Origin of the sequence: Butyricicoccus pullicaecorum DSM 23266, assembly GCF_900167005.1 — a bacterium.
In the GTDB taxonomy this organism is placed as follows: Bacteria; Bacillota; Clostridia; order Oscillospirales; family Butyricicoccaceae; genus Butyricicoccus; species Butyricicoccus pullicaecorum.
The window spans coordinates 236,635-262,751 of record NZ_FUXW01000003.1; the positions used below are offsets into that span (position 1 = coordinate 236,635).

Genomic DNA, 26,117 nt, shown 5'->3' on the forward strand with positions numbered 1-26,117 from the left:
TTTTGCATAATTTGTGGATTCCCGGGGCGGACACCGAGAATCCAAGGAGATTTCGCGGCTTGAGAGCCGCGACTCAGGGCGCTGCCCTGAGAACCCGCAGCCTTTGAAAAGGCTGGCGAAACTTTCAATATTGGGTGCGGAGATTATTTCAAGAAGCCTGCGATGATGCGCTCCTCTGCTTCCTCAGCAGTCAAACCGAGGGTTTCCAGTTTGAGCAGCTGTTCGCCTGCGATCTTACCAATGGCAGCCTCGTGAATGAGCTGTGCATCCAGATGGGTTGCATCGAGTGCGGGCTGTGCATTGACGCGACCATGATCGGCCAAAATAGCATCACATGCAGAATGACCGGTGCAGCGATTGTTGCCGCGGATAGAAGAGACAAACTCCTGATAGGACTCACCCTTTGCGACCGAGCGCGAAACCACGTCAGCCGAGCAGTCCTCACCATCCAGCGACACGTCAAACACGGTCTTGGCCCATTCCTTGCCATCGGTCAGAATGCGCTCGCGTACGATGAGCTTTGCACCCTTTTCCAGCTTACCGGTCGTGCTGCGCTCAGACACATCTACGCCGCGCAGCTGCACGGTATCCATCTCGAGGACAGCGTTTTCCTTTAAATAGATATCGGTGATGGGGTCGATGCGCTTGAGGCTGCCCGTACCCGTACCGATATGCTTTTCCTGATACAGGACATGTGCACCCGGCTCGAGGAAAAAGCGGTGAATACCATTGTGACGAGCTTCGCCCTCATTGTCTGCGTGTACGCCGCAGCCTGCAACGATCACGACATCTGCATCTGCACCGACAAAGAAATCGTTATACACCAGATCGTTGACGTCGCTATGGGTGACACAGGCCGGGATATATACGGTCTCGCCCTTGGTACCCGGATCGATGCGGATATCCAGACCGGGCTTGCCGTCTTCCTTGGATGTGATCTTAATGTGCTCAGACGACTGTCGTCCAGCGCACTGACCATCCTCACGGATGTTAAATGCACCCTTGAAGGAGCCCTTGAAATCTGCGACCAGACGCAGAAGCTGTTCGGTTACGTTATTCATACGGAAGCACGCTCCTTTCCAAGTGGACAGCGCGGCGTGGACTCATCAGCCAGCAGCATGGGCAGAATGAGCGAAGCCGGGCCGGCCTGACGGACACGTCCGTCGGCAATGACAACGATCTCGTCTGCGATGGACAGAATACGCTCCTGATGCGAGATGACGAGCAGCGTGCTCTGACGGGACGCACGCAGATCCTGGAAGGTCTCGACCAGACGTGCAAAGCTCCACAGGTCGATACCGGCTTCAGGCTCGTCGAAGATGCACAGCGGTGCACGGCGTGCCAGAACAGACGCGATCTCGACGCGCTTCATCTCACCGCCCGACAGGCCGGAATCCAGCTCACGACCGATATACTCATCGGCGCACAGACCGACGCGGCCGAGCAGGTCGCACAGTTCATCCTCACTCAGTTCATGTCCGGCTGCGATTTCCAGCAGATCACGCACTGTCAGTCCCTTAAAGCGCACCGGCTGCTGAAAGGCATATGCAATGCCCAGACGTGCACGCTCGGTGATATCGAGACCAGAAATGTCCTTGCCGTCAAAAATAATCTTACCCGAGGTCTGGGTATGCAGTCCGGCGACGAGCTTTGCAAGCGATGTCTTGCCGCCGCCATTCGGGCCGGTGACAACGACCAGCTTGCCGTCTTTCGCGGTCAGACTGACGTCCTTGACGATATCGGTTCCGTCCGGCAGCGACCAGGCCAGATGTTCCAGGGTCAGCATATAATCAAACGCCTCCTATGTTGGCTGTAAATTTCTGCTCTTCTATTATAATTGAGCAGTCATTCATATGTCAAGCGACACCGCTCGGCAGAATGGACAAAAATAGACGATTGTGGTATCATATCCCTGTCAAAAGCAATTCGACCACGGGCAGGGCTTTCCTCTGCCTCAATTTTTCACATAGAAACGAAGGTGTAACACAATGGAAAACATCATTATTATCGGTTCCGGCCCCGCGGGTACTGCGGCAGCGCTGTATGCGGCGCGTGCAGGACTCAAGCCTCTCCTGCTGTCGCAAGGCATGGGTGCGCTGGAAAAAGCCGAGCGAATTGAAAACTTTTATGGCATCCAGCCCATGAGCGGTGCCGAGCTGCACGCACAGGGTGAAGCACAGGCCAAGGCGCTGGGCGCACGCATCGTGCGCACCCAGGTTCTGGGGGTCTCGGGATTTGACACCTACACGGTGACCACGACCGACGGCGCTTATGAGGCCATCGCGGTCATTCTGGCAACCGGTGTCAAGCGTGCCGCACCGCCGATTGCCGGTCTGCGTGAGCTCGACGGCCGCGGTGTGAGCTATTGCGCCGTATGCGACGCCTTTTTCTACCGCGGCAAGCGCGTTGCCGTGCTGGGCAGCGGTGATTACGCACTGAGCGAGGCCGAAGAACTGGGCATGGCTGGTTCGATCACCATTCTGACCGGCGGTGCTCCCCAGACCTTCAGCAAGCCCTGCCCTTACCCGCTGGATACCCGCCCGATCGAGGCAATTGTCGGCGAAGAACAGGTGGAAGGCGTGCGCTTTGCGGACGGTGAGACTCTCCCGCTCGACGGTGTGTTTATCGCACTGGGCACGGCAGGCGGCAGCGAGATGGCACGACGCATCGGCGCGGCACTCGATGAAAAGGGCAACGTGCAAGTAGACCGCGAGATGCAGACCGCTCTGCCCGGTCTGTTCGCCGCAGGCGACTGCACGGGCGGCCTGCTTCAGGTCGCCAAGGCCGTACACGACGGCACGGTTGCCGGTCTGTCTGCCATCCAGTACGTCCGCACCTATCGCAAGAACCATCCCGAACTGTGACTTGGTCACGGATAAATCCATACGAATGCGGTATACTGATACCAACATCAGGAAAGACTGATTGCAAAGATTGTAATTTACAGACCGAAAAGGAGTCGATAGATATGGCAAAGCAGATCACCAAGCAGAACTTTGAGCAGGAAGTTGTAAACGCAGGCAGCCCCATCCTGCTGGACTTTTGGGCAACCTGGTGCGGTCCCTGCCAGCGTCAGGGCCCGATCATTGACCAGATGGCAGCAGACGGCCTGAACGTCGGCAAGATCAACGTTGACGAGCAGCCCGAACTGGCTCAGCACTTCCGCGTTATGAGCATCCCCACTCTGGTTGTTGTCAAGAACGGCAAGGAAGTACAGCGTGCCGTTGGCCTGCATGCCCGCGAGCAGCTGGAAGAGATGCTGCGCAACGCATAAACCATTCTGAGATACAACAAAAGCCGGACATTTGTCCGGCTTTTTCTCATTTATTCAGCTTGATCGTTTGTCTTTTTTGTTAAAACCAGCACAGTTTCTACATGTTTTGTGCGCGGGAACAAGTCAAACGCCCGCGCGGTCTGCGCATAATAGCCGTACTCGGCAAAACGCTTGAGATCACGTGCCAGCGTTGCCGGATCACAGGAGACATAGACGACCTTAGGCGGCTGCATGCGCGCGATGGCCTCCACAGCCTGTTCGTCCAGACCCTTGCGCGGCGGGTCGACGGTCAGCACGTCCGGGCGCTCTCCCCGCTCGGCCAGCATCATGGCTGCCTGACCGGCATCAGCACAGATAAAGGATACATTTCCCACACCATTGCGCGCGGCATTCTCCTTGGCGTTCTCAATGGCCACGGGAACGATCTCGACGCCGATGACCTTGTCCGCCTTAGCAGCCAGCGCAAGCGTAATCGTACCCGCACCGCAGTACAGGTCAACAACCGTCTCGCCGCCGTGCAGGTCGGCCAGTTCCAGTGCGCGCGCATACAGCTTTTCGGTCTGGGCGTGATTGACCTGATAGAAAGCATGCGGCGACAGCTGGAACACGTTGCCGCACAGGCTGTCCTGCAAAACCGGCTCGCCCCACAGCGTCACGGTGTGCTGTCCCAAAATGACGTTATCGCCGCGCTTATTGATATTGACCACGATACCGACCAGCGATGGCTCGGCCTTGGTCAGACGTTCGATCAGATCGTCAGCCGCAGGCAGTTTGCTGCGCGTGGCAATCAGGCACAGATGAGTCTCCCCACTGACTGCGCCCGTGCGCACATAGATATGTCGGATGAGTCCCTTTCCAGTCTTTTCGTCGTATGCGGTCACATTATGCGCATCCATCCACGCACAAACAGCAGCCGCCAGACGGTCAGCCCGCTCCGACTGAATCAGGCAGCGCTCGGTCTTGACGATATCGTGACTGTGCGGACGGTAAAAACCGGTGTAGGTGCCATGCGCGTCCTGTCCGACCGGATACTGCGCCTTGTTGCGGTAATGCGTCGTCTCATCTGCGCCGGTGATACCGTCCAGAATACCCGGTGTACCGCCTAGGTGGGACAGCGCATCATCCACCTTTTTGAACTTAGCGCGCAGTTCTGCCTCGTAGGAAATGTGCTGGAAGCAGCAGCCGCCGCACTTTCCCGCAACCGGACAAGCCGGCTCGATGCGGTCGTGCGAAGGGATGATGACGCGATCCAGTCTGCCGAAGGCCATGCGCTTATTGACCTTGACGATGCGGATGTCGCACTGGTCACCGACCGCGGTATTGGGTACGAAAACTGCCATTCCCTCAATCCGCGCAACACCGCTGCCCTCGGCTGTGTAGTCCACGATCTCCGCGCGGTAAATTTTGTTTTTCTGTATTGCCATGGTGGGTCTCCTTCTATCCTGTGCTCGATTCGGCACGGATGCGTAAGGTTCCGGCCGTTTATCTGGTCATTGCTCCAAAAACTGTGATGGGATCAGCAATATTATAGCATATCGCCCGCCAAATAGCCAGACAGCAAAAAGCCCGGATCTGATACGATCCGGGCTTTTCCTGTACTTAGACCTTGGGCAGCAGTTCCTGCTCGATGGCAACATCGACCGTCAGGCCGGAGAAGCCAACTGCAGCGAATGCATCGATAAAGCGGGTCGCCGAAGCAACCAGCAGCGAAATGTTATCTGCTACAAAGGTAATGACCTTTTCGAGGTCCAGGCTGGCATCAACCAGCGTGTTATGCTTGAGGTAAATCTGACCAGCAGGCTGGAAGAAGCCAAACTGACCGAGTGCGGAAAAGTCGTTGCAGTAGCGGCAAGCCTTTTCTACCTGTGCCTGATTCTGCTCGGGCACGTTGTTAAAAAGGGTGACAAAGAACTGCAGCAGGCCGCTGTTCTCATCGGGAAGCGAAATCGGAATGAAGCACGCCTCAATCGTTGCCTCCTTGGCAACCTTTCCCAGACGCTGGCTCTCAGCGCGCAGCATCAGCGGGGTGTGTTCGGTCTGCTCGATGAGCTCGGAACGGAAACCGTTCTGACCCAGCACATCGTTCATGCAGCCTAAAATCTGTTTCTGCTTATTTGCGTCCATGGGTTATCCTTTCTTAATACCAATATCGATCCGGAAATGTGCCTTGTCAAAGTGAATCTTGTGCACATCCGCATACGCCTTCTGGATGGCCTCATCCAGAGTCGGCGCAGTTGCAGTCACGCCCAGTACGCGGCCGCCGCTCGTCACGATCTGGCCGTCCTTCAGGCTGGTGCCCGCATGGAAGACAAAGGAATCGGTCACATCGTCAAGACCAGTAATGACCTTGCCCTTTTCGTATGCCTTGGGGTAGCCGCCCGATGCCATGACCACGCAGCAAGCTGCGTCATCCTTCCACTTGATGTCGATTTCTTCCAGCTTCTCGTCGATGACTGCGTTAAAGATATCGTACAGGTCGGAGTCCAGTCGGGACAGCACAGCCTGGGTCTCGGGATCGCCAAAACGTGCATTGTACTCGATGACCTTGGGACCCTTGGGGGTCAGCATGAGGCCAAAGTACAGAACGCCCTTGAACGGACGGCCTTCGGCTGCCATCGCGGCAACGGTGGGCTTGAAAATGGTTTCCATGCACTGTGCAGCAATGTCCTCAGTGTAGAAGCGAGAGGGCGAGAATGCGCCCATACCACCGGTGTTCGGGCCTTCGTCGTGATCGTAAGCGCGCTTATGATCCTGCGCCGAGGGCATGGTCTTGAGGTGCTTGCCGTCAACGAATGCCAGAACCGACACTTCAGGACCGGTCAGGTATTCCTCGATGACCACGCGCGCGCCTGCGCCGCCGAATGCGCCGCCGTCGATCGCGTCCTTGACTGCCGCAATGGCGTCCTCTTCGGTCATCGCAACCGTAACACCCTTGCCGAGTGCCAAACCGTCAGCCTTGACGACGATCGGTGCGCCCTGCTCCTTGATGTATGCGATGGCAGATGCAGAGTCCTCGAATACCGCATAGCCCGCGGTCGGGATGTTATACTTGTGCATGAGATCCTTGGCAAAGGACTTGGAGCCCTCGATCACGGCTGCGTTCTTGCGCGGGCCAAAGGCGCGGATACCAGCGGCCTCCAGCGCATCGACCATGCCGAGTGCCAGCGGGTCATCGGGCGCGACCATGACCAGATCGGGCTGGTTTGCCTTGGCAAAAGCGACTACGCCGTCAATATCGGTGGCCTTGATGTCCACGCACTCTGCAACCTGCGCAATACCGCCGTTGCCGGGTGCGCACCAGATTTTATCTACCTTGGGGCTCTTCGCGAGCGTCACGCAGATGGCGTGCTCACGTCCGCCGCCGCCGATTACCAGAACTTTCATTGATGTTCCTCCTTTTTCCGGGTAAACAGACCCATCAGGGTGCAGGCTGCACAGACCAGTGCAAAAACGCATGAGAGCAGCAGATCAATCTGTCGACCGACCTGCACAAGCCCGGTCAGCGATACGATTTCCAGCACGGCAAACACACCTACTGCAATCGTACTGTATACGTTCGCGCGGTGCATCCAAACATTGCCGTCCTGCTGCAAGGCTGCGGTGCCGTTGGCGATACCGATATAGCCGAGCAGGCGTGCGATCCATGCAAATGAGCCTGTCCAGTGGGATGCCACCAGTAAAACAAAGCCGATCAGGCAGCTTTTCCCACCTGTTTTCCGATCCATAACCTGTTTGTTCTCCTTCTATAACAACAGAGCGGGTAATCCCGCTCTGTTTTGGTTGGGTGCATCGTCAGACCTTACGGTCTGCAATCTTTTAGTGATGGAACAGGCGCGCACCAGTGAACGACATGACAATGCCGTACTTGTTTGCGGTCATGATGACATGATCGTCACGGATGGAGCCGCCCGGCTGTACGATATACTGTACACCGGACTTGCGTGCGCGCTCAACGTTGTCACCGAACGGGAAGAACGCGTCCGAACCGACGGTGACACCGGTCTGGGTTACAATCCACGCCTGCTTTTCCTCGCGGGTCAGCACTTCGGGCTTGACCTTAAAGGTATTCTGCCAAACGCCCTCTGCCAGAACGTCCTCGTACTCGTCCGAGATATAGATATCGATTGCGTTATCACGGTCGGGACGGCGGATACCGTCAACAAACTGCAGACCCATTACCTTGGGATGCTGGCGCAGATACCAGTTGTCTGCCTTCTGACCTGCCAGACGGGTGCAGTGGATACGGCTCTGCTGGCCAGCACCGACGCCGATGGTCTGGCCGTTCTTGACGTAGCAGACCGAGTTAGACTGAGTGTACTTGAGCGTGATGAGCGAAACGATCATATCACGCTTTGCCTCGTCGGTCAATTCCTTATTGTCAGTAACAATATTGTTCAGCATGTCAGCATCGATCTTGAGGTCGTTGTGACCCTGCTCGAAGGTGATGCCGAATACGTCACGACGCTCGATGGCCTTGGGCTCGTAGTTCGCGTCGATCTTGACGACGTTGTAGCCGCCCTTGCGCTTGGTCTTGAGGATAGCAAGGGCTTCGTCGGTGTAGCCGGGTGCGATGATACCGTCGGACACTTCGACTGCCAGCAGGCGTGCGGTGTCTGCGTCGCACTCATCGGACAGGGCAACCCAGTCACCGTAAGAGCACAGGCGGTCGGCGCCGCGTGCACGTGCGTATGCGCATGCGATAGGCGACAGCTCGCCCTCAACAAAATAGATGGCCTTCTCGGTGTCGCTCAGCGGATAGCCCAGCGCGGCACCAGCGGGCGAAACATGCTTAAACGATGCCGCAGCCGGATAGCCGGTTGCCGCCTTGAGCTCGCGCACGAGCTGCCAAGAGTTGAAGGCATCCAGGAAATTGATATAGCCCGGACGGCCATTGAGCACCTCGATGGGCAGCTCTCCCTCGTCCATAAAGATGCGTGCGGGCTTCTGATTGGGGTTACAGCCGTATTTCAGCTCTAATTCTTTCATGTTTTTGCTGCCTCCGCTTACTTCTGATGCTTGTTCTTGATGACGGTCTGGGTCTCGCCGGTCTTGCGGTTGATATAGCGCACAAAGAGCGAAATCTTATTGTTCTCGTCCAGTGCATTCCACAGCTGATCGGCATAGGTGTCGATGGGGGTATCCTCGACAAAGACGCACTTAGGCTCGCCGCGGAAGAAGGGCAGCGGGTTGCCATCGCACATGTAGGTGTGGATGAAGTGACCGCGCCCCTTGACCGGCTTGTCATACTCGAAGAAGAAGCGCTTGCAGGCATCCGGGTCGCTGTGGAAGTACTTGAGGATGGACAGCGCGTAGGAACCGTCTTCGTTCATCACCGCAGAGATACGGGAGGTGAAATTGGGCTCGTCGGGCTCAAAGCGACGGGTGCGCAGCGCATCAATGTAGCTCTTGCCCTCGGCCAGTGCGTCGCGGATGGTGTCGGTCTGGTCACCGTTGGTCACGATGGTGCGGCCGCCGTAAACACGTACCGGATGGTAGATAATGAGCGACGGATCAGAGCACTTGGAGGGGTCGAATGCCTCGGTGCGGATGCCGTCCTCGGTCTCGGTGAATACACGGTTGCGGCTGTTTTCGCTGCGGCCCATGATGAAATATACCATAACCGAGGTGTCACCATCGGGCGTGGTGCCCATCATCAGGCCACGGCCGGGATAGGTATTGCCTTCCAGCTCTTCTGTGATATGAAAAACGTTGGAAAAATCGGAAACGAACATGCTAGACATAGAAAATGCCCCTTTCAGTTATCATTCAATGGTCACACGGTCATCTTGGACGTGCAGCTTGCCCTGACAGAACAGGCTGACCGCACGCGGCAGCAGAATGTGTTCTGCCTGCGCCATGACGCGTTTTTGCAGCGTTTCGGGGGTATCGTCCGGCTCGATCTCGACCGCCTTTTGCAGGATGATCGCGCCGCCATCCACGACCTCGGAGACAAAGTGCACGGTCGCGCCGGTCACCTTGACGCCCTTGCGCAGTGCAGCTTCGTGCACGCGCAGACCGTAGAATCCCTCGCCGCAGAAGGACGGGATGAGGGACGGATGGACGTTGATGATCTGATTTTGCCACTTGTGGCAGAAGGAATCGGGCAGGACGGTCATAAAGCCGGCCAGCACGATCAGGCCGATACCGCGTGCCGTCAGCTTTTCATGCAGCGCCGCACCGTACTGCTCGGCGTCCGCGAAATCGCGGCGGCGCAGCACGTCGGTCTCGATTCCCGCCTTGGCCGCGCGCTCGAGTGCGTACGCGTCCGGGTTGGACGAGAGCACAAAGTCCAGCTTGCCGTCCTTGATCTCACCGCGTGCCTGCGCGTCGATGAGTGCCTGCAAGTTGGTGCCGCCGCCCGAGACGAGAACTGCTATCTTGGTCATATCGCTCTCCCCTTCTCGTCTTATCGCAGCTGGATACCCTTTTTACCGGTCACGCACTCACCGATGATGTAGCCGGTCTCGCCTGCGGCTGCGATGGAAGCGAGCGCCTTGTCTGCGTCCTCCTTGGCAACTGCCATAACCAGACCCAGACCCATATTGAAGGTGTTGTACATATCGCGCTCCGGGATGTTGCCAGCCTTCTGAATGACGCGGAAGATGGGCAGAACGGGAGCGGCTGCCTGCTCGATGGAAGCGCAGATATTGTTCGGCAGCATACGCGGAATGTTCTCATAGAAACCGCCGCCGGTGATGTGGCTGATGCCCTTGACATCCACGCCGTTGTCCAGCAGGGTGTTGACTGTCTTAACGTAGATCTTGGTCGGGGTCAGCAGTGCTTCACCGATGGTCATGCCCAGCTCGTCACTGTAACGCATAACTGACTTCTCATTGACGCCCAGGGTCTTGCGCACGAGCGAATAGCCGTTGGAATGTACACCGGAAGAAGCGACACCGATCAGCACGTCGCCAGCCTGCATGCGGCTGCCGTCGATCATCTTGGGCTTGTCGACCATACCAACCGAGAAGCCCGCGACATCGTACTCGTCCTCGGGATAGAAACCGGGCATCTCAGCCGTCTCGCCGCCGATCAGTGCACAGCCTGCCTGACGGCAGCCCTCAGCGATACCGATGACAATATTTGCGACGCGCTCGGGGACATTCTTGCCGACTGCAATGTAGTCGAGGAAGAACAGGGGCTTTGCACCGCAGCAAGCGATATCATTGACGCACATTGCAACGCAGTCGATGCCGATGGTGTCATGCTTGTTCATCAGGAAGGCCAGCTTGAGCTTGGTGCCCACGCCATCGGTGCCGGAGACCAGCACCGGCTCCTGCATTCCCTTGAAATCGGGTGCGAACAGACCGCCGAAACCGCCCAGGGTACCGATAACGCCCTTGGTAAAGGTGCTCTCGACGTGGGGCTTCATGAGCTTAACGGCCTCATAGCCTGCAACCACGTCAACGCCTGCGGCTTTATAACTTTCAGAACGACTCTCGATCATAAAAATCTCCCTTCAAAATCATGCAGGGCCTATCGGCCCGGTACGGACGGCAGAAAATGCTGCCATCCGTCCTCTCTCTGACCAAATCTTACTGAATTTCCATCTCAAAAATGTTTTTTTCCACGCTCTCGGGTACCGGCATGGGATAAACGCCGGTAAAGCAAGCGTCACAGAAGGAGCACTTTGCGCCGACTGCAATCTTGTTTGCCGCCTCAACCGACAGGAAGCCCAGCGAGTCAACACCGATGATCTGGCGCATCTCCTCGACCGTACGGTTATGTGCCAGCAGCTGATCGCGGTCGGGAATGTCGGTGCCGAAGAAGCAGGGATGACGGAACGGCGGTGCGGAAATACGCATGTGTACTTCCTTTGCGCCCGCGTCGCGGATGAGCTTGACCAGACGAGCCACCGTGGTACCACGCACGATGGAGTCGTCGACCATGACAACGCGCTTGCCCTCAACCGTGCGGCGCAGGGCGTTGAGCTTCAGACGTACCGAGCGCTCACGCTTGTCCTGACCGGGCTGGATGAAGGTACGGCCAATATAACGATTCTTAATCAGACCCACGCCGTAGGGAATGCCCGAATACTTGGCATAACCGATTGCGGCAGGGATACCGGAGTCCGGGACACCGATGACGACATCGGCCTCGACCGGGTGCTCCTCGCACAGATAACGTCCGGCCTCCTGGCGAGCTTCGTCGACCGAAGCGCCGTCGATGACCGAGTCGGGACGTGCGAAATAAATATACTCAAAGACACAGGCTGCGCTCTTCTCGTGAATGCCGCAGTGCAGCGAGCGAACCTCGCCCTTATCGACGACAACGACCTCACCGGGCTCGATATCGCGGACGAACTCTGCGCCCAGTGCATCCAGTGCGCACGACTCAGACGCGAAGATGACCGCGCCGTCCTCGCGCTTGCCCATGCACAGCGGACGCATGCCGCGCGGGTCACGGGCTGCGATGAGCTTGCGGGGAGACATGACGACGATGGAGTATGCGCCGATGATCTCCTTCATGGCCTCGACGACCGCCGCCTCGATGGACGGGGTGATCAGGCGCTTGCGCACGATGGCATAGACCAGCGCCTCGGTGTCCGAAGTCGAGCGGAAGATACCGCCGCCCATCTCCATCTGTCGGCGCAGCTCGGGTGCGTTGACCAGATTGCCGTTATGTGCAACGGCCAGATTGCCCTTGACGTGGGTGATTGCCAGGGGCTGCGCGTTCTCACGCGAGGGCTGACCGGTGGTCGAGTAGCGGACATGACCAATCGCCATGTTGCCCTGCATGCCGTCCAGAATCTTCTGGTTAAAGACATCGTTTACCAGACCGACGTCCTTGTGGCAGCGAATCACGCCCTTATTGCACACAGCGATGCCGCAGGCCTCCTGACCGCGGTGCTGAAGGGCGAAGAGTGCGGTGTATGCCTCATGTGCCGGGCTGATCGGTACGCCTTCGGGTACGTAGATACCGAATACGCCGCATTCCTCGTGAACCGCGTCGCTATCAAACGGCGTGCGCGGCAGCTTCTTCATTTTATACTTCATGCTTTTCTGCAACCTCTTAAAACAAACATATCAGGTGGAAAGAAAGGGAGCGTTTCAGCGGCCGCTGGTCGCCGAAACGCATCCGATTGTTTTTCCGTGTTCTGCTCTTACTTGCCCATGACGCGGCGCATGATCTCCTGGTATGCCTCCTCGACACCGCCCAGGTCACGACGGAAGCGATCCTTGTCCAGCTTCTCGCCGGTGGTCTTATCCCACAGGCGGCAGGTGTCGGGAGAGATCTCGTCAGCCAGAATGATCTTGCCGTCCGGAGTCTTACCGAACTCCAGCTTGAAGTCAACCAGAGTGACGTTCAGGTGATCGAAGTAATCCTTCATGACCTCGTTTACCTTGAATGCCATTGCCTTGATCTCATTGATCTCGTCCTCGGTTGCCAGACCCAGAGCCAGTGCATGGTAATCGTTGATCAGCGGATCGCCCAGATCGTCGTTCTTGTAGGAGAACTCAATGGTCGGTGCCTTGAACACGATGCCTTCCTCAACGCCGTAGCGCTTTGCGAAGGAACCAGCGGAAATGTTGCGGATGATGACCTCGAGCGGTACGATGGAAACCTTCTTGACGACGGTCTCACGCTCGGAGAGCTGCTCAACGAAGTGAGTCGGTACGCCCTGCTGCTCGAGCAGCTGGAACATGTGATTAGACATGACGTTGTTGATAACGCCCTTGCCCGCAATCTGACCCTTCTTCTGGCCGTTGAATGCGGTCGCATCGTCCTTGTAATCTACAATGTACAGATTCGGATCGTCGGTTGCGAATACCTTCTTAGCCTTGCCTTCGTACAGCTGTTCTTTCTTCTGCATGATTCCATTCTCCTTTTATATCTGGTAAATTAAAAAAAGCAAATTGATCGACCCGGCTGCGCTCAGGCGAACTGTGCGCGTACCTTTTCGTCCTTGGCAGCGACCTCATCGGCCATGTCTGCCTTAAACTTGGTCAGCTGATCGGAAAGTGCTGCATCCTCGATTGCCAGCATCTGTACTGCCAGGATCGCAGCGTTATCTGCACCGTCTACTGCAACGCAGGCAACCGGAATACCCTTGGGCATCTGCACCATAGAAAGCAGGCTGTCCAGTCCGCCCATCATCGAGGTCTTGATCGGTACACCGATGACCGGAAGCGTGGTATACGCCGCGATGACGCCGCCCAGATGTGCTGCCTTACCGGCCGCCGCGATGATCACGCCGAAGCCGTCTGCGCGGGCATTCTTTGCCAGCGTCTCAGCTGCTGCCGGGGTGCGATGGGCCGAAACGACGCGCACTTCATAGGGTACACCGAACGCATCGAGTCGCTTCATGCAGCCTTCCATAACCGACAGATCGCTGTCCGACCCCATGACGATACAAACCTTTTTCATAAGTTTCCTCCTGGCTCCAAAAAATCTTTTTTGCCTAAAAAATAAAATGCAGGCGCGGCTCTTCACCGCTTCCTGCATTTATTCTTAAAAGTATGCAATTCTGCCCTGAACGCCTGCACGATGGGCTAAGAAGACCGTGCTTTTGGGTACAAAGGTGCGACCGCAGGACGGTTTTGAACCGTTCAGCCAAACATGATTCATGCCGTCACGACCTTTCCCCACGGAATCCGGGCAGTTTATGGAAAACCATTGGTTTCCTCTTGATTCTATTGTACATACCCAGTTCGGGTTTTGCAAGAGAGGTTACCAAAAATCGTACGATTCCACAAAAACGTCCAGACCACACGCGGTCAGGTTGGTGCGAAACGACTTACCTTCCGGCTTCTGCCGCCTCGATGAGCGCAGCCGCACCACGGCTGTTCTCGTGCTCACGCTCACGCAGCAGGGCTGCGGTGGCGCGTACTTCCTCGTCGAGCTTGCCCGAGACGCACTCATCAATCAGCGGGCGCAGCTTGTCCGCCGTGACCTCTTCGATCTGAATGCAGGTACGCGAACCGATATATTTGAGGAAGCCGTCGACCTTGATGTCGTAGCTCATGCCGATGACCGGTACGCCGCGGCCAGCCGAGAACATCAGCGAGTGCAGACGGATACCGATGACCGTCTTCATGCGTGCGAGCATGCCAATGGTTTCCTCGATGGGCAGACGGCGCTCGATCATATAATGCGGACAGTGCAGACGGTCAGCGATCATACGCGCCGGGGTCAGGTCGCTCGGGAACTCAATGGGTACAAAGACCGGGATGAGTCCATAGGTCTCGTATGCGTATTCTGCCGCCTTGACGATCTCGTCCGCAACTGCTTCCAGACCGTTCCAGCTGCGCAGGCCAAAGCCCAGATACTTGCCGTCGACCGGAATGCCCAGATCTTCCATGACCTGATCCATCTGCGCCTCGCTTGCCGGGTGCAGGATGATGGTCGGGTCAGCTGCCAGCTTGATCTCGGGTTCTACAATGCCCATGCGGGTCAGCTCACCGCGAGACAGGTCATCACGCAGCGTGATGAGGTCGACCGAGCGGTTGATCGTGCGGGTGGTGTGTCTGCGGTTGCCCGGTCGGCGGATGGGGCCGATGCCGCAGCCGTACATCATGACCTTACAGCCCAGCTTTTTGGCTGCATCCAGCGTAAACAGGTAATATTTGAGCGACCGGGTCGAAGTCACGTCCTGCATGAGGCTGCCGCCGCCGTTGATGTAGAGCACCGAATGGCAGAACCGCCACAGCACGGCAAAAATATTGAAGGTGTACACCGCATTCGTGCGATAGAGCAGACGCGTCTCGTCCGGACGGCGCGACATGACCGTAATCGGACGGTCGGGGTCGTAAGCGCGCATTTCCTGCACGATACCGCGCAGAATCGCATCGTCACCCGCATTGCCCTTGCCGTACGCACCACAGATCACAATGCCGTCGCGTCGGGTCTTGGGCTTGTGATACAAGCGCAGCAGCTTCTCGTAGTTGGCTTCCTGCGTGCGGCACATGGTGTCGAGCGAGTATTCACGCGTCGCCTTCTCGTACAGACGATCGGCAAACAACTTGCGGCGTGCCGGGTCTTTGCCAAACTTGATGAGCTGCTGGGTCAGCGTCTCGTGGTCACGCGGCTGGAAGATATAGCCGTTTTCACCCGAGTCAATCAGCTCGCTCATGCCGCCGACATCCGAGCAGATGGTCGCACAGTGCTCCAGAACACCCTCCAGAATGGAGTACGGGAAGGTCTCGGACACCGAGGTCAAAAGGTTAATGTCCATGGACGCAAAGAACTCGTTGACTGGCGATACCCAACCGCAGAACGTCACACGGTCGGCAACGCCCAGGTCTTTCGCCAGATCGCGCAGCATTTTTTCGTCCTCGCCATCGCCCGCGATGAACAGGCGCAACTGGGGTACTTCCTTGACCGCGCCTGCAAAACCGCGCACACAGGTTGCGATGTCCTTAACCGCGGTCAGACGCGCAGCAATGCCGCACAGCACATCGTCGGGCGCGATATCCACGTCCCAGTGTTCCTTGCAATAAGCCGCACGGTCAACACCCTGCATCGGATTGCCGAAATCCATACCGTTATAGATGGTGAAAATCTTTTCCGGGTTGAAGCCGCGCGAAATGAGCGTGCGCGCCATGCGGTCAGCGACCGCCTGATGGAAATCCAGAAAGCGCAGCGCGATGGTATTTGCCAGACCGTTCGTCCACTGCTTGAGCGGATTGCCCAGATAGTCATAGCGATAGTCCGAGTGTACGGTGGTCAGCACCGGAATGTTCATCTTCTTGCCGCGCAGCATCGCGCCGACCAGATTGGCCTTGCCGCCGTGACAGTGAATGACGTCAGGCTTGAAGTCTGCGATGATCTTGCGCACCTCATCCCGGCAGTACAGCGGGTTGAAACTCGGAATGACGCGCACGTTGATGCCGTTCTTTGCGGCTTCACGCGGGAACGGGCCGTCGCGGAATGAGATCAGCATGACCTCGTTGCGCTCACGCAGCGCCTGAATGAGCGTCATAATATGGGTCTTTGCGCCGCCGACATCGCCGCCGCCCATCATTTGTAAAATTCTCATGCAGTTCCTCCATGATTGTTTTCTCGTATCCATACCCTATTATACACAATTCCTGCCCGATTGCAATTTCTGTCCCGAGGTGTTATACTAAAAAACAATCAAAAACCTCTGTCCGACACAAAGGATGGTGTATTATGAATTATCGAACCGCTTATTGGCTGTCTATTTTCCTGTGGCTTGCCGGATTCATTCTCCTGATTCTCGGAGGCATTTCCGCGCTTAGCGCACGCGTCCAATGGCCGATGTATCTGGGGTTTCTTGCAATCGTTGCAGGCATCGCAACCGACTTGCTGTTCTACCGCTGTCCGCACTGCGGTAAATCTCTAATCAGTGTCCGGGGTTCGATTCCTTCCTTCTGCCCATTTTGCGGTCGGCCGCTTGATTAGACTATGTTTCAAAAAGGATTCTGCCCATGTCTGAAAAAAACACGATGACGCGCAACGCCATGCTGTTTTTGCCCGCCAAGCTCGCCGAGGGCGTGCTGCTCATGGCGATGTCGTCGCTCTACTCGCACATCCTGACCAAATCGGCGGTTGGTCTGTTCAACGCGACCAACATGATGGTCAACTTCACCTTCCTGCTCATCGCGGCGTGGATGTCCAACTCCAACACCCGCTATGTGGCCGAAGAGTACAAGAAAGACCGGGCTGCCCGCCTGTTCTCGACCATCGCCCCCATCTATGTCCTGCTGTGTGCGGTGACCGGTGCGGTCTGTATCGGTATCTACCTGTTTACACGTGAGACCTATTATCTGCTCGGCGCGGTCATGTTCTGTACCTACTCGGCGTTTACGGTGCTCAACAACACGATGGTACAGCTGTCCATCATCCGTCCGGCCATCATCCTGAGTCTGACTTCGGCTTCACTCAAGCTGCTGCTCGCCATCCTGTTTGTCGGCGGCAAGTCGGGCTTTGACTCCCCGACACCGGCACTTCTGGCAAACATTCTGGCCGACGGCATTGGCTCCATCGGTGCGGTCATTGCGCTGGGTATGCCCCACGTTGTCCGTCTGCGCCGATTCTCGCAGGAAATGCTCAAAAAGCTGCTGGCGTTTGGTGTACCGCTCATGGGTGTTGCACTGTGCACCGCACTTCTGAACCTGATCGACCGTTTTCTGGTTCTTGGTATCTATGGCGACGAGGTATTCGCGGTCTACTCGAGCAACGTGTCCATTCCGTCGTCCATCTTCAACATGCTGTCGGTCGGCGTACTGCGCGGTGTCTATCCCGCTGTACTGCGCGCATGGCGCGAGTCCGGACGAGACGAAGCCCGCGGACTGCTCAACGCCGGTGTGCGTCTGTACATGCTGGTCGCCTTCCCGGCCGCCTTCGGTCTGACCGCGGTTGCGCTGCCGTTTACCCGTGTGTTCTTCGCCTCAGGCTATGATGCCGGTGCACCGGCCATCGGCCTGATGAGCTTTACTATGGTCTTTATGGGTCTGACCGAGTACGCAAACAAGGGCTTCGAGCTCGAGCAGAACACCCGACCGGTTATCTTAAACAGTGCGCTCGCCACCATCATCAAGATCGTGTCCAGCGTCGTCCTCATCCGTGCCATGGGCTTTATGGGCGGTGCGGTCGGTTCGGTCATCGCACTCGCGTCCTACTTCCTCATCACGTCCATCCGCGTGCGCCGCTACTTCATGTGGCATGTGTCCATAAAGTCCTTCCTGCGCATCTTTATTTCGGCTGCCCTGTGCGGTGTGGTTGCATTCGCCTGCACCCTGCTGCCGATGGGCAACCTGTTCCGTCTGATCATCGCCATTGCAGCCGGTGGTCTGACCTATCTCGTCTGCATCGTCCTGTCAGGCGAGGCACGCGAGGAAATGACAATGCTCGTCAAAAAGCTGCATCGTTCGTGAGATTTCGTCTTGAAAAGTTCGCACCGAAATGGTATGATAGGTATTAACCTAATTTCTTACTTTGACAAATTTCAAACACATACAATTTCCGGGGGTAATGATTGATGCAGTTATTGGAAAATGCCATTTTGGAACGCGGCCGCGTCAAGGACGGCGATGTGCTCAAGGTCGACGCTTTCCTCAATCATCAGATGGACGTTTCGCTGATCAATGAACTGGGCAAGGAGTTCTTCCGCCGCTTCGGTGACCGTGGCGTCACCAAAATCCTGACCATCGAGGCTTCCGGCATCGGAATCGCATGCATCACCGCGCAGCATTTTGGTGTTCCGGTGGTATTCGCCAAGAAAACACAGTCGCGCAACATCGACGGTGAAGTCCTGACCTCGCAGGTCACCTCCTTCACCCATCAGCGCAACTACGACATCATCGTTTCCGCCCGCTTCCTCAGCCCGGACGATCGCGTTCTGCTCATCGATGACTTCCTCGCCAAGGGCAGCGCGATGCTGGGTCTGATCTCGCTCGTGCGCCAGTCGGGTGCAACCATCGTCGGCGCTGGCATCTGCATCGAAAAGGGCTTCGATGTCGGCGGCAAGGCCATTCGCGATCTCGGCATCGACGTGCAGTCGCTCGCTGTCATCAAGGAAATGCGCGACGGCCACATCGTCTTCGATCACGATACCGCCGCAGACTGATCTTCTCAGATCTCCAAGGGGTTTCCGGTTTGGAAGCCCCTTTTTGTGCGTATTTTTTTGCCTTTGGGCTTGATAACACGGGCATTTGTCTATATAATAAGAAAGTAACATTTTTTGAAAATCATAAATCCAGATAGAGAGGCGTAAACACTATGGAGTTTATCAGCACCCCCAAGCAGTATATCGACGCGGTCGAGGATGCTGCCGCTTCGGTCGGCAAGTCTGTCTCCTTCCGCGGCACCGTGCACCGCGTGCGCGATATGTCCGATTTTGCCTTTGTCGTTGTCCGCGTCAACCGCGGCCTGATTCAGTGCATGTTCTCGGGCGAGATCGATGGCATGACCAAGGCCGACATCAAGGACGGCATGGTCGTCGAGGTTTCGGGCAACGTGCGCGAAGAGCCCCGTGCAGAGCACGGTTTTGAGGTCGTTCTGACTTCGGTTCGCATTCTGTCCCGTCCTGCTGAGCAGATCCCGGTTCCGCTGGGCAAGAAGTACCTGGGCATGACCCTGGACGCCGAGCTGCCGCTCCGTCCCATCACCCTGCGTCATCCCCGCAAGCAGGCAATCTTCCGCATTCAGGCTGCCATCGCAGACGGCTTTGCAGAATACATGATCAGCCAGGGCTTCACCCACATCCACACCCCCAAGATCGTTTCTGCCGGTGCTGAGGGCGGTGCGAACATCTTCAAGCTCGACTACTTCGGTCAGCAGGCTTACCTCGCACAGTCCCCGCAGTTCTACAAGCAGTACACCGCTGGTATCTTCGGCCGCGTCTTCGAGATCGGCAACGTATACCGCGCTGAGCGTCACAACACCTCCCGTCACTTAAACGAGTACATCGGTCTGGACTTCGAGATGGCTTACATCGATTCCATGTACGACGTTATGGAGATGGAGACCGGTATGCTCAAGTACGTCATCGAGTACGTACAGAAGCACTGCAAGGAAGAGCTCGAGATGCTGGGCTCCAAGCTGCCGGTCATCGACAAGATCCCGACCGTCACCTTCACCGAGGCTAAGGAGATCATGCTCGAAAAGTTCGGTCATAAGTCCAAGAACCGCTATGACCTCAACCCCGACGAGGAAGTTATGATGTGCCAGTGGGCAGAAGAGACCTACGGCTCTGAGTTCGTCTTCGTCACTCACTTCCCCTCTGCAAAGCGCCCGTTCTACGCAATGGACGATGCAGAGAATCCCAAGTTTGCTCTGTCGTTCGACCTGCTGTTCCGCGGTCTGGAAATCACTACCGGCGGTCAGCGTATCCACGACTACCACGAGCAGGTCAAGAAGCTCGAGGATCGCAAGATGGACGTCTCGCTCTTTGAATCCTTCCTGATCATGCACAAGTACGGCATGCCGCCGCACGGCGGTCTGGGTATCGGTCTCGAGCGTCTGACCATGCAGCTGCTCGGCCAGAAGAATATCCGCGAGGCTTCCATGTTCCCGCGCGATATGACCCGTCTGGAGCCGTAAAATTTCATACACCGATTCAAAAATCCGCTGGGCTTCCAGCGGATTTTTTTGTCACTTGTGACCACTTGTCTGCCCTTGCCCATGCACATGCGTGATACCCAAAGTTCACACAATCGACACATTTCCGGTTTCTGTAAACATCGGCCAAAATGTAGGAAAAGTCTTTTCAAATTGCATTGAAACTCCAATTTTCCGGTGCTATACTTGTCCTCGCTGGCGTGAAACACAGATTTTCACGCAATTTTAACGCAACCAAATCAGGAAAAGGGGTAATCCAAATGCATAAGCACAGCAGAGTTTTTGCCGGTGTACTCGGCGCCGCACTGGTCGCCGGTTCGATCTCTCCGGCATTCGCCGCAGACTACAACGACGGCAGCGTCATCGGCAATCAGGCCGACTGGAACGCCTGGGTCGAGGAGTGGAAGACGGTCGCAACCGACTACACCAAGGTCTCTCTGACCCCCGGTGCAGACGAAACCCAGCTGAACTTTGCCTGGTACAGCAAAGATGAGTCCGGCAAGCAGGCAACGCCTGTCGTGCACTTCGGCACCGACAAGAACGCACTGACCGCTTACACCGGCAAGGCTTCCGCAGTCGACACCAGCCTCACCGATGGCGTCGCTTACCACACCAATCAGGTGACCGTCACCGGCCTCAAGGAAAACACCACTTACTACTACACCGTCGAGAAAAACGGCGTACAGACCGAGCCTGTTGTCTACAAGACCGGCAGCTTCTCCAACGTCAAAATGCTGTATGTCGGTGACCCGCAGGTCGGCGCATCCAAGGGTCAGACTCAGGGCAGCGACGCACTGGTCGCAGATGCAGGCGCTGCAAACACCGCAGCCCGCAACGACAGCTTTGGCTGGAACCGCACGCTGGAAATCGCAACCGCACAGAACCCCGACCTGAACTTCATCATTTCGGCCGGTGACCAGGTCAACAAGACCGGTAAGGCGAAGGAAGAGGAATACGCTGGTTACCTCGATCCGGATGCACTGGCTTCCCTGCCGGTTGCAACCACCATCGGCAACCACGATTCGCTCAACGCCGACTATGACTACCACTTCAACAACCCGAACGAGACCGACAACGGTCAGACCGAGGCCGGCGGCGACTACTACTACTCTTACGGCCCGGGTCTGTTCATCGTGCTCAACACCAACAACTACAACGCTGCTGAGCATGCACAGACCATCGAGGAAGCAACCAAGGCTTACCCGGATGCTGCATGGCGCATCGTAACCATCCATCAGGATATTTACGGCTCCGGCTACGATCATTCGGACACCGACGGTATGATCCTGCGCACCCAGCTGACCCCCATCTTTGACCAGTACGACATCGACGTTGTTCTCCAGGGTCACGACCACACGTACAGCCGCACCAAGCTGCTCTACGGCGACGGTCAGGAGCATGACAGCTACTCCATGCCGCTCAACGAGGACGGTTCCGACTACGACTGGGATCACGCAAAGAACGTCGAGACCGGCGAACTGTACACCCTGTGGCCGGAAGACGGCGACGCAGAGGGTCAGGCTTCCAAGCAGGCATTCGTCGACGGCAACCAGTGCTACACGATCGAGGATACCACCGGCAACACGGTTGTCAATCCCGAGGGTACCCTGTACATGACCGCAAACTCGGCTTCGGGTTCCAAGTTCTACGAGCTCATCGCCACCCAGCAGGACTATGTCGCAGTCCGCAGCCAGAACTGGCTGCCCAGCTACTCGGTCATTAACCTGAGCGAGGACGCTTTCTCCATCGACACCTACCAGATCACCGAGTCCGGCAAGACCGAGAAGATCGACGAGACCTTCACCATCCGCAAGGATGACACCCAGCCCGAGACCCCGGTACAGACCAACATGACCCGCGCAGACGTTGTCACTGCACTCTACGAGGCAGCTGGCAAGCCGTCGGTTGATGCCGTCGCACACTTCTCCGATGTCGCATCCGACGCTTCCTACGCAACCTCTGTCGCATGGGCTGCACAGCAGGGCATCGTAATCGGCAACGGTGACGGTACCTTCAAGCCTGAGGCTTCCATCACCCGCGAAGAGCTGGCCGTTCTGTTCTACCAGTACGCACAGAAGACCGGCAAGGAAGTTTCGGCTGACGCTTCCAAGCTGAGTGCATGCGCAGACAGCGCAGCCGTTTCCACCTGGGCAAAGGACGGCGCAGCTTACGCACTGACCGCCGGTGTCCTGACCGCCAAGGACGGCGCGTTCCAGCCGACCGGTACGGTAACCGCTGACGATCTGGCCGCAGCGCTGGCAGCACTCTAATCCGGTTCAAATCCCTTTTTTATCATTCTCCTTTGGCCTCCGCCCCTCGGATGGCCAGCCGCCCCGCAAGGGTCTGATCCCTGCGGGGCGGTTTTTCCATAGTCACCACGAAAGCGAGGATCTTCCCGATGAAAACCGACTCTCTTGCAGCCCGCATCCTGCGCCGCTGGGCGCCTCCCCTGCTGCTGCTCATCCTGTTTTTGGGCTTTGTCGTCCACATCAATCAGGTGGACAAGGTCGAGCTGATTGCCCGAACCGGTCAGACCTTTGAAAAAGGTGTGGTCACCGAGATCTTACAGGACAACTTACAGCCGGACGGCAGCCGCGTGGGCGAACAGCGCGTCAAGGTGCGCATGACCACCGGTGTGCGCGAGGGTCAGGAGATCGAGACCACGAGCAGCTCGGGTTATCTGTTCGGTGCGGGCTGCACCGAGGGCATGAAAGTCATTGTGATGCAGAGCGTCGCGGGTGACACCACGATTTCCAGCGTCTACTCGCAGGATCGCGGCATGGTCATCGTGATTTTCGCCGCACTCTATCTGGTCGTCCTGTGTCTGGTCGGCGGCAAACAGGGCATCAAAGGTGCGCTGGGACTGATCTTCACCTTTCTGTGCATCCTGTACGTCTATCTGCCGCTCGTGTACAAGGGATGGTCCCCCTTCTGGGTGTCGGTTCTGGTCTGTGTCATCACCACCGCGGTGACGCTCTACCTCATCGGCGGCCCGACCAAAAAGACGCTCATCGCCACCGGCGGTACGGTGGCCGGTGTCATCATCGCCGGTATCTCGGCCTCGCTTTTCAGTCTGGCATCGGGTATCACGGGATGGAATGTCTCGGACATTGAAAGCCTGCTGACGCTGTCCAACACCAGCGGTGTGCAGGTCGGCGGTCTGCTGTTTTCCGGTCTGCTCATTTCCAGTCTGGGCGCGGTTATGGACGTCGCCATGTCCATTTGCAGCGCCATCGGTGAGCTGTACGCCCACGATCCCAGTCTGTCCCGCCGGGCACTCTTCCGCGCCGGTATGCACGTCGGACGCGACATGATGGGCACCGACAGCAACACCCTCATTCTGGCCTTTGCCGGCGGCAGCATCAGCATGCTGGTGCTCAATTACGCCTATGATCTGCCGCTCTTACAGGTACTCAACTCCAACAACATCGGCATTGCCGTCATGCAGGGTCTGTCCGGCAGCTTCGGCATCGTGCTCGCCGTACCGGTCACCGTCCTGCTCGCCGTCCTGCTCTACCCGCACGGCAAGCAGCCGGAGGCCTCCAAAGAAACATGAAAAAACGCCCGGAGGGATTTGATTCCTTCCGGGCGTCTTGTATATGCGGGAAAATTATTCCTCAATCTCGAGGTAGTCAGCCAGATCCTTGAACAGAGCGGTCGGGTCAACGTCGTCCTCGACAACGATCTGCAGGGGCTCGTTCAGAGACAGCAGGAACATACCAAGCAGGGACTTTGCATCTACCTGGCCGGACTTACCGAAAATCCAAATGTCGTAGCTGTATCGGGATACGATCTGGTTAATCTTCTGAATGTCTTCAGTATTTTTTACTTTAATCTTTCTGGTCATGGAATGTTAGCCTCCTTTAAAGCTTGTTCTGATGATCTCTGCTTCCATTATAGTATGAGTCCACCAAAAAAGGAAGTATTTTTTTGCGAAAAACCTATTTTTGTCAAAGGCTTGCCCGGAAGCAGATGAAACCCTTTTCTTTTGTACTTATTGCACAATATAATTGTAAACTTTTTGTGCATAACGCCATGTCAGAAAGTGACATCTTATGGGTCATGCCGTTTGAGCCATACCGATACGATACCACAGAGCAGTCCGCCCGTCGCATATACCGCCGCAGCGACCCGCCCGACATCGCTTCTGCCGTTGCCATTGCCAAGGAACAGGTACAGCAGGAAAATGATGGTTGCCGCCATCATAATGATGCCGCACAGTCTGCCCGCCAGAATGTCCCGCGGGTCGCTCTGCGCTTTCTCCTCCTCGATCACCGCCTGATTGTACGATTCCTCGACCTGATACTTGGCGTGATCGAGTGCGCCATAGACCAGAAGCCCCACGCCGACCGCTACCAGGACAAGCCCTGCACCGTCGGACAGCTCTCCGAACAGGTAATCAGCGGCAACCCAGACGAGCAGCGCGGACAACAGCAGACCGATGCCGCAGACGATGAAGATGGGAAACCGTCGGCGTGCAGCCGCCAACACCTCGGGTGTATAGAAGGGTTCAATGTGCGGATGTTCCTGCTGGTACTGACCGTGCCAGATGCCCGACAGAACCAAGATCAGCACGCCCGGAATGACCAGCGCAAACAGTGCCAGTCCGGCAAGGTCAAACCGCGTACTGATGAGTGCATCCAGCATAGCCGCACCGGCCACGCCCAGAATGCACAGTGTCACGCCCACCGAGATCATGCGCGTGCGTCGATTCATGTGCCGGTCATACCCTTCGGTGTCCGTGCGCTTTTTCTCGCACACGCTGCCCTGCAGCAGGGTGTCCAGATCACACCCGAACATGCGGCTGATCTGCAAAATTTTTTCAAGCTCGGGAAAGCCGTTATCTGACTCCCACTTGGACACCGACTGTCTGGTCACTTCCAATTTTTCTGCGAACTGCTCCTGTGTCATACCGCTCTCGGTGCGCAGAAACCTGAGATTTTCTCCAAAGCTCATGTGCTCGCCTCCTTGTGTTTTGTGCCTCTATCTTACCGTTTTTCACGCGCAACTTCCAGAAAATCCACGTTGCGTTTGCGTTTTTTGATGTAAACTTTGGGTTGCACCGCATTTTTTGCATGGTTTTCTCTCCTTATCATACCATAGATGCGCAGACTCAAAAAGAGGCAAAAAAAGACCGCCTTCCACGAAGGAAAGCGGTCTGATGCAATCAGCGGATAAAGTTGGTAAAGGTGCGCTTGTGGGTCTCAGGAGGATCGATCTTGCCCTTGGCAGCATCGATGACCTTGACCGTCCATGCGATATTGCGTGCCAGCTTGGCTACAACTTCCAGACCCTCAGTGTCCTGCTGTACCTCGCCCGGGTCTGCACCGTGTACAGCACCCCAGTAGTCCGAGGTCACAATCAGCATCTCCATAGCGTCCATGGTGCCCAGCAGCTGCTGGTAGGTCTCCATACCGCCCGAACGGCGCAGGGTGCACAGTGCAGCACCGACCTTGTGGTGCAGCTGGTTGTCGCCGCAGCCAGCCGCCAGCATCAGACGGTCGAGCACACACTTCATGCTGCCTGCGATACCGCCGTGATAAACCGGGGATGCCAGCACGATGCCGTCGGCCTCGATGCACTTGTCGATGATCTCGTTGACCATATCACTGGTCTGGACACAGTGCAGCGAGCCGGTGTTCAGGCAGTGATAGCACGCCATGCAGGGCTTGACATTTGCGCCCGGCTGGAGCACCTCGAACTCGATGCCCTCGCGCTCGAATTCCTTGGCCATGACCTCCAGGCACTGTGCGGTATTGCCGCCCTTGCGGGGCGATCCATTGATGGCTACAACTTTCATCTCTTTATCCTCCATCAT

At 56.7% G+C, this 26,117-nt stretch carries 25 protein-coding genes; 8 read left to right on the top strand and 17 right to left on the bottom strand.

All coding sequences use genetic code 11. The features are described 5' to 3' along the window. Positions 1-143 precede the first annotated feature (143 nt). Positions 144-1,061 (bottom strand): SufB/SufD family protein, encoded by a 918-nt coding sequence (locus B5D52_RS08125; RefSeq protein WP_016148251.1) that lies wholly within the window; start codon positions 1,059-1,061, stop codon positions 144-146. After that, positions 1,058-1,786, bottom strand: coding sequence for an ABC transporter ATP-binding protein (locus B5D52_RS08130; RefSeq protein WP_016148252.1), 729 nt, complete (start codon positions 1,784-1,786; stop codon positions 1,058-1,060). The genes B5D52_RS08125 and B5D52_RS08130 overlap by 4 nt, the downstream gene beginning before the upstream one ends. Positions 1,787-1,988: 202 nt before the next feature. Between B5D52_RS08130 and B5D52_RS08135 the strand changes: the two genes are divergently transcribed. Then, positions 1,989-2,864, top strand: coding sequence for an NAD(P)/FAD-dependent oxidoreductase (locus tag B5D52_RS08135; protein ID WP_016148253.1), 876 nt, complete (start codon positions 1,989-1,991; stop codon positions 2,862-2,864). 104 nt (positions 2,865-2,968) lie between these two features. After that, positions 2,969-3,274 (top strand): thioredoxin, encoded by a 306-nt coding sequence (trxA, locus tag B5D52_RS08140; protein ID WP_016148254.1) that lies wholly within the window; start codon positions 2,969-2,971, stop codon positions 3,272-3,274. Between the two features lie 50 nt (positions 3,275-3,324). Here the strand turns inward: trxA and rlmD are convergent, their stop codons facing one another. The 12 genes from rlmD to B5D52_RS08200 all read right to left on the bottom strand — a co-directional run bounded on the left by rlmD (position 3,325) and on the right by B5D52_RS08200 (position 16,253). Then, positions 3,325-4,698: a 23S rRNA (uracil(1939)-C(5))-methyltransferase RlmD gene (gene rlmD, locus B5D52_RS08145; RefSeq protein WP_016148255.1), complete on the bottom strand. Its 1,374-nt coding sequence runs from the start codon at positions 4,696-4,698 to the stop codon at positions 3,325-3,327. Between the two features lie 175 nt (positions 4,699-4,873). After that, positions 4,874-5,398 (bottom strand): hypothetical protein, encoded by a 525-nt coding sequence (locus B5D52_RS08150; protein ID WP_016148256.1) that lies wholly within the window; start codon positions 5,396-5,398, stop codon positions 4,874-4,876. Between the two features lie 3 nt (positions 5,399-5,401). Further along, on the bottom strand, positions 5,402-6,658 hold the full coding sequence (gene purD / locus B5D52_RS08155) for a phosphoribosylamine--glycine ligase (protein ID WP_016148257.1): 1,257 nt from the start codon (positions 6,656-6,658) through the stop codon (positions 5,402-5,404). After that, the gene (locus B5D52_RS08160; RefSeq protein WP_016148258.1) at positions 6,655-6,999 is read right to left on the bottom strand and encodes a hypothetical protein; all 345 of its coding nucleotides are present in this window, start codon (positions 6,997-6,999) and stop codon (positions 6,655-6,657) included. The genes purD and B5D52_RS08160 overlap by 4 nt, the downstream gene beginning before the upstream one ends. Positions 7,000-7,090: 91 nt before the next feature. Further along, positions 7,091-8,260 (bottom strand): phosphoribosylaminoimidazolecarboxamide formyltransferase, encoded by a 1,170-nt coding sequence (locus B5D52_RS08165; protein ID WP_016148259.1) that lies wholly within the window; start codon positions 8,258-8,260, stop codon positions 7,091-7,093. A gap of 17 nt (positions 8,261-8,277) precedes the next feature. Further along, positions 8,278-9,015: an IMP cyclohydrolase gene (locus B5D52_RS08170; RefSeq protein WP_016148260.1), complete on the bottom strand. Its 738-nt coding sequence runs from the start codon at positions 9,013-9,015 to the stop codon at positions 8,278-8,280. Positions 9,016-9,036: 21 nt separating this feature from the next. Next, positions 9,037-9,660 carry a phosphoribosylglycinamide formyltransferase gene (gene purN, locus B5D52_RS08175; RefSeq protein WP_016148261.1) on the bottom strand — a complete coding sequence of 208 codons (624 nt, stop codon included), beginning with the start codon at positions 9,658-9,660 and terminating at the stop codon, positions 9,037-9,039. A gap of 20 nt (positions 9,661-9,680) precedes the next feature. Then, on the bottom strand, positions 9,681-10,721 hold the full coding sequence (gene purM / locus B5D52_RS08180; protein ID WP_016148262.1) for a phosphoribosylformylglycinamidine cyclo-ligase: 1,041 nt from the start codon (positions 10,719-10,721) through the stop codon (positions 9,681-9,683). An 88-nt stretch (positions 10,722-10,809) separates the two neighbouring features. Beyond that, the gene (purF, locus tag B5D52_RS08185; RefSeq protein WP_016148263.1) at positions 10,810-12,270 is read right to left on the bottom strand and encodes an amidophosphoribosyltransferase; all 1,461 of its coding nucleotides are present in this window, start codon (positions 12,268-12,270) and stop codon (positions 10,810-10,812) included. A 107-nt stretch (positions 12,271-12,377) separates the two neighbouring features. Further along, positions 12,378-13,088 carry a phosphoribosylaminoimidazolesuccinocarboxamide synthase gene (gene purC / locus B5D52_RS08190; protein ID WP_016148264.1) on the bottom strand — a complete coding sequence of 237 codons (711 nt, stop codon included), beginning with the start codon at positions 13,086-13,088 and terminating at the stop codon, positions 12,378-12,380. 62 nt (positions 13,089-13,150) lie between these two features. After that, entirely contained in the window at positions 13,151-13,642 is a 492-nt protein-coding gene (gene purE, locus B5D52_RS08195; RefSeq protein WP_016148265.1) for a 5-(carboxyamino)imidazole ribonucleotide mutase, read from the bottom strand. Positions 13,643-14,012: 370 nt separating this feature from the next. Next, a complete protein-coding gene (locus B5D52_RS08200) occupies positions 14,013-16,253 on the bottom strand; it encodes a glycosyltransferase family 4 protein (RefSeq protein ID WP_016148266.1) in 2,241 nt (746 codons plus the stop codon). Between the two features lie 134 nt (positions 16,254-16,387). On the opposite strand from B5D52_RS08200, the gene B5D52_RS15915 reads away from it, so the two are divergent. The 6 genes from B5D52_RS15915 (at position 16,388) to B5D52_RS08225 (ending at position 23,855) form a co-directional block, all read left to right on the top strand. Next, positions 16,388-16,639, top strand: a complete 252-nt coding sequence (locus B5D52_RS15915; protein WP_016148267.1) for a TFIIB-type zinc ribbon-containing protein — start codon at positions 16,388-16,390, stop codon at positions 16,637-16,639. Between the two features lie 26 nt (positions 16,640-16,665). Beyond that, positions 16,666-18,114: a lipopolysaccharide biosynthesis protein gene (locus B5D52_RS08205; protein WP_016148268.1), complete on the top strand. Its 1,449-nt coding sequence runs from the start codon at positions 16,666-16,668 to the stop codon at positions 18,112-18,114. Positions 18,115-18,218: 104 nt separating this feature from the next. Beyond that, on the top strand, positions 18,219-18,806 hold the full coding sequence (locus B5D52_RS08210) for a xanthine phosphoribosyltransferase (RefSeq protein WP_016148269.1): 588 nt from the start codon (positions 18,219-18,221) through the stop codon (positions 18,804-18,806). Between the two features lie 152 nt (positions 18,807-18,958). Beyond that, positions 18,959-20,281: an aspartate--tRNA(Asn) ligase gene (aspS, locus tag B5D52_RS08215; RefSeq protein WP_016148270.1), complete on the top strand. Its 1,323-nt coding sequence runs from the start codon at positions 18,959-18,961 to the stop codon at positions 20,279-20,281. Between the two features lie 278 nt (positions 20,282-20,559). Then, positions 20,560-22,569 (top strand): S-layer homology domain-containing protein, encoded by a 2,010-nt coding sequence (locus B5D52_RS08220; protein WP_016148271.1) that lies wholly within the window; start codon positions 20,560-20,562, stop codon positions 22,567-22,569. 128 nt (positions 22,570-22,697) lie between these two features. Continuing rightward, a complete protein-coding gene (locus B5D52_RS08225; protein WP_016148272.1) occupies positions 22,698-23,855 on the top strand; it encodes a YibE/F family protein in 1,158 nt (385 codons plus the stop codon). A 54-nt stretch (positions 23,856-23,909) separates the two neighbouring features. On the opposite strand, the gene B5D52_RS08230 is transcribed toward B5D52_RS08225, so the two are convergent. From B5D52_RS08230 to B5D52_RS08240, 3 genes are all read right to left on the bottom strand, one after another. After that, positions 23,910-24,146: an HPr family phosphocarrier protein gene (locus B5D52_RS08230; RefSeq protein ID WP_016148273.1), complete on the bottom strand. Its 237-nt coding sequence runs from the start codon at positions 24,144-24,146 to the stop codon at positions 23,910-23,912. A 206-nt stretch (positions 24,147-24,352) separates the two neighbouring features. Continuing rightward, positions 24,353-25,255 (bottom strand): helix-turn-helix transcriptional regulator, encoded by a 903-nt coding sequence (locus tag B5D52_RS08235; RefSeq protein WP_016148274.1) that lies wholly within the window; start codon positions 25,253-25,255, stop codon positions 24,353-24,355. A gap of 211 nt (positions 25,256-25,466) precedes the next feature. Next, positions 25,467-26,099 carry a flavodoxin family protein gene (locus B5D52_RS08240; RefSeq protein ID WP_016148275.1) on the bottom strand — a complete coding sequence of 211 codons (633 nt, stop codon included), beginning with the start codon at positions 26,097-26,099 and terminating at the stop codon, positions 25,467-25,469. Positions 26,100-26,117: the final 18 nt, after the last annotated feature.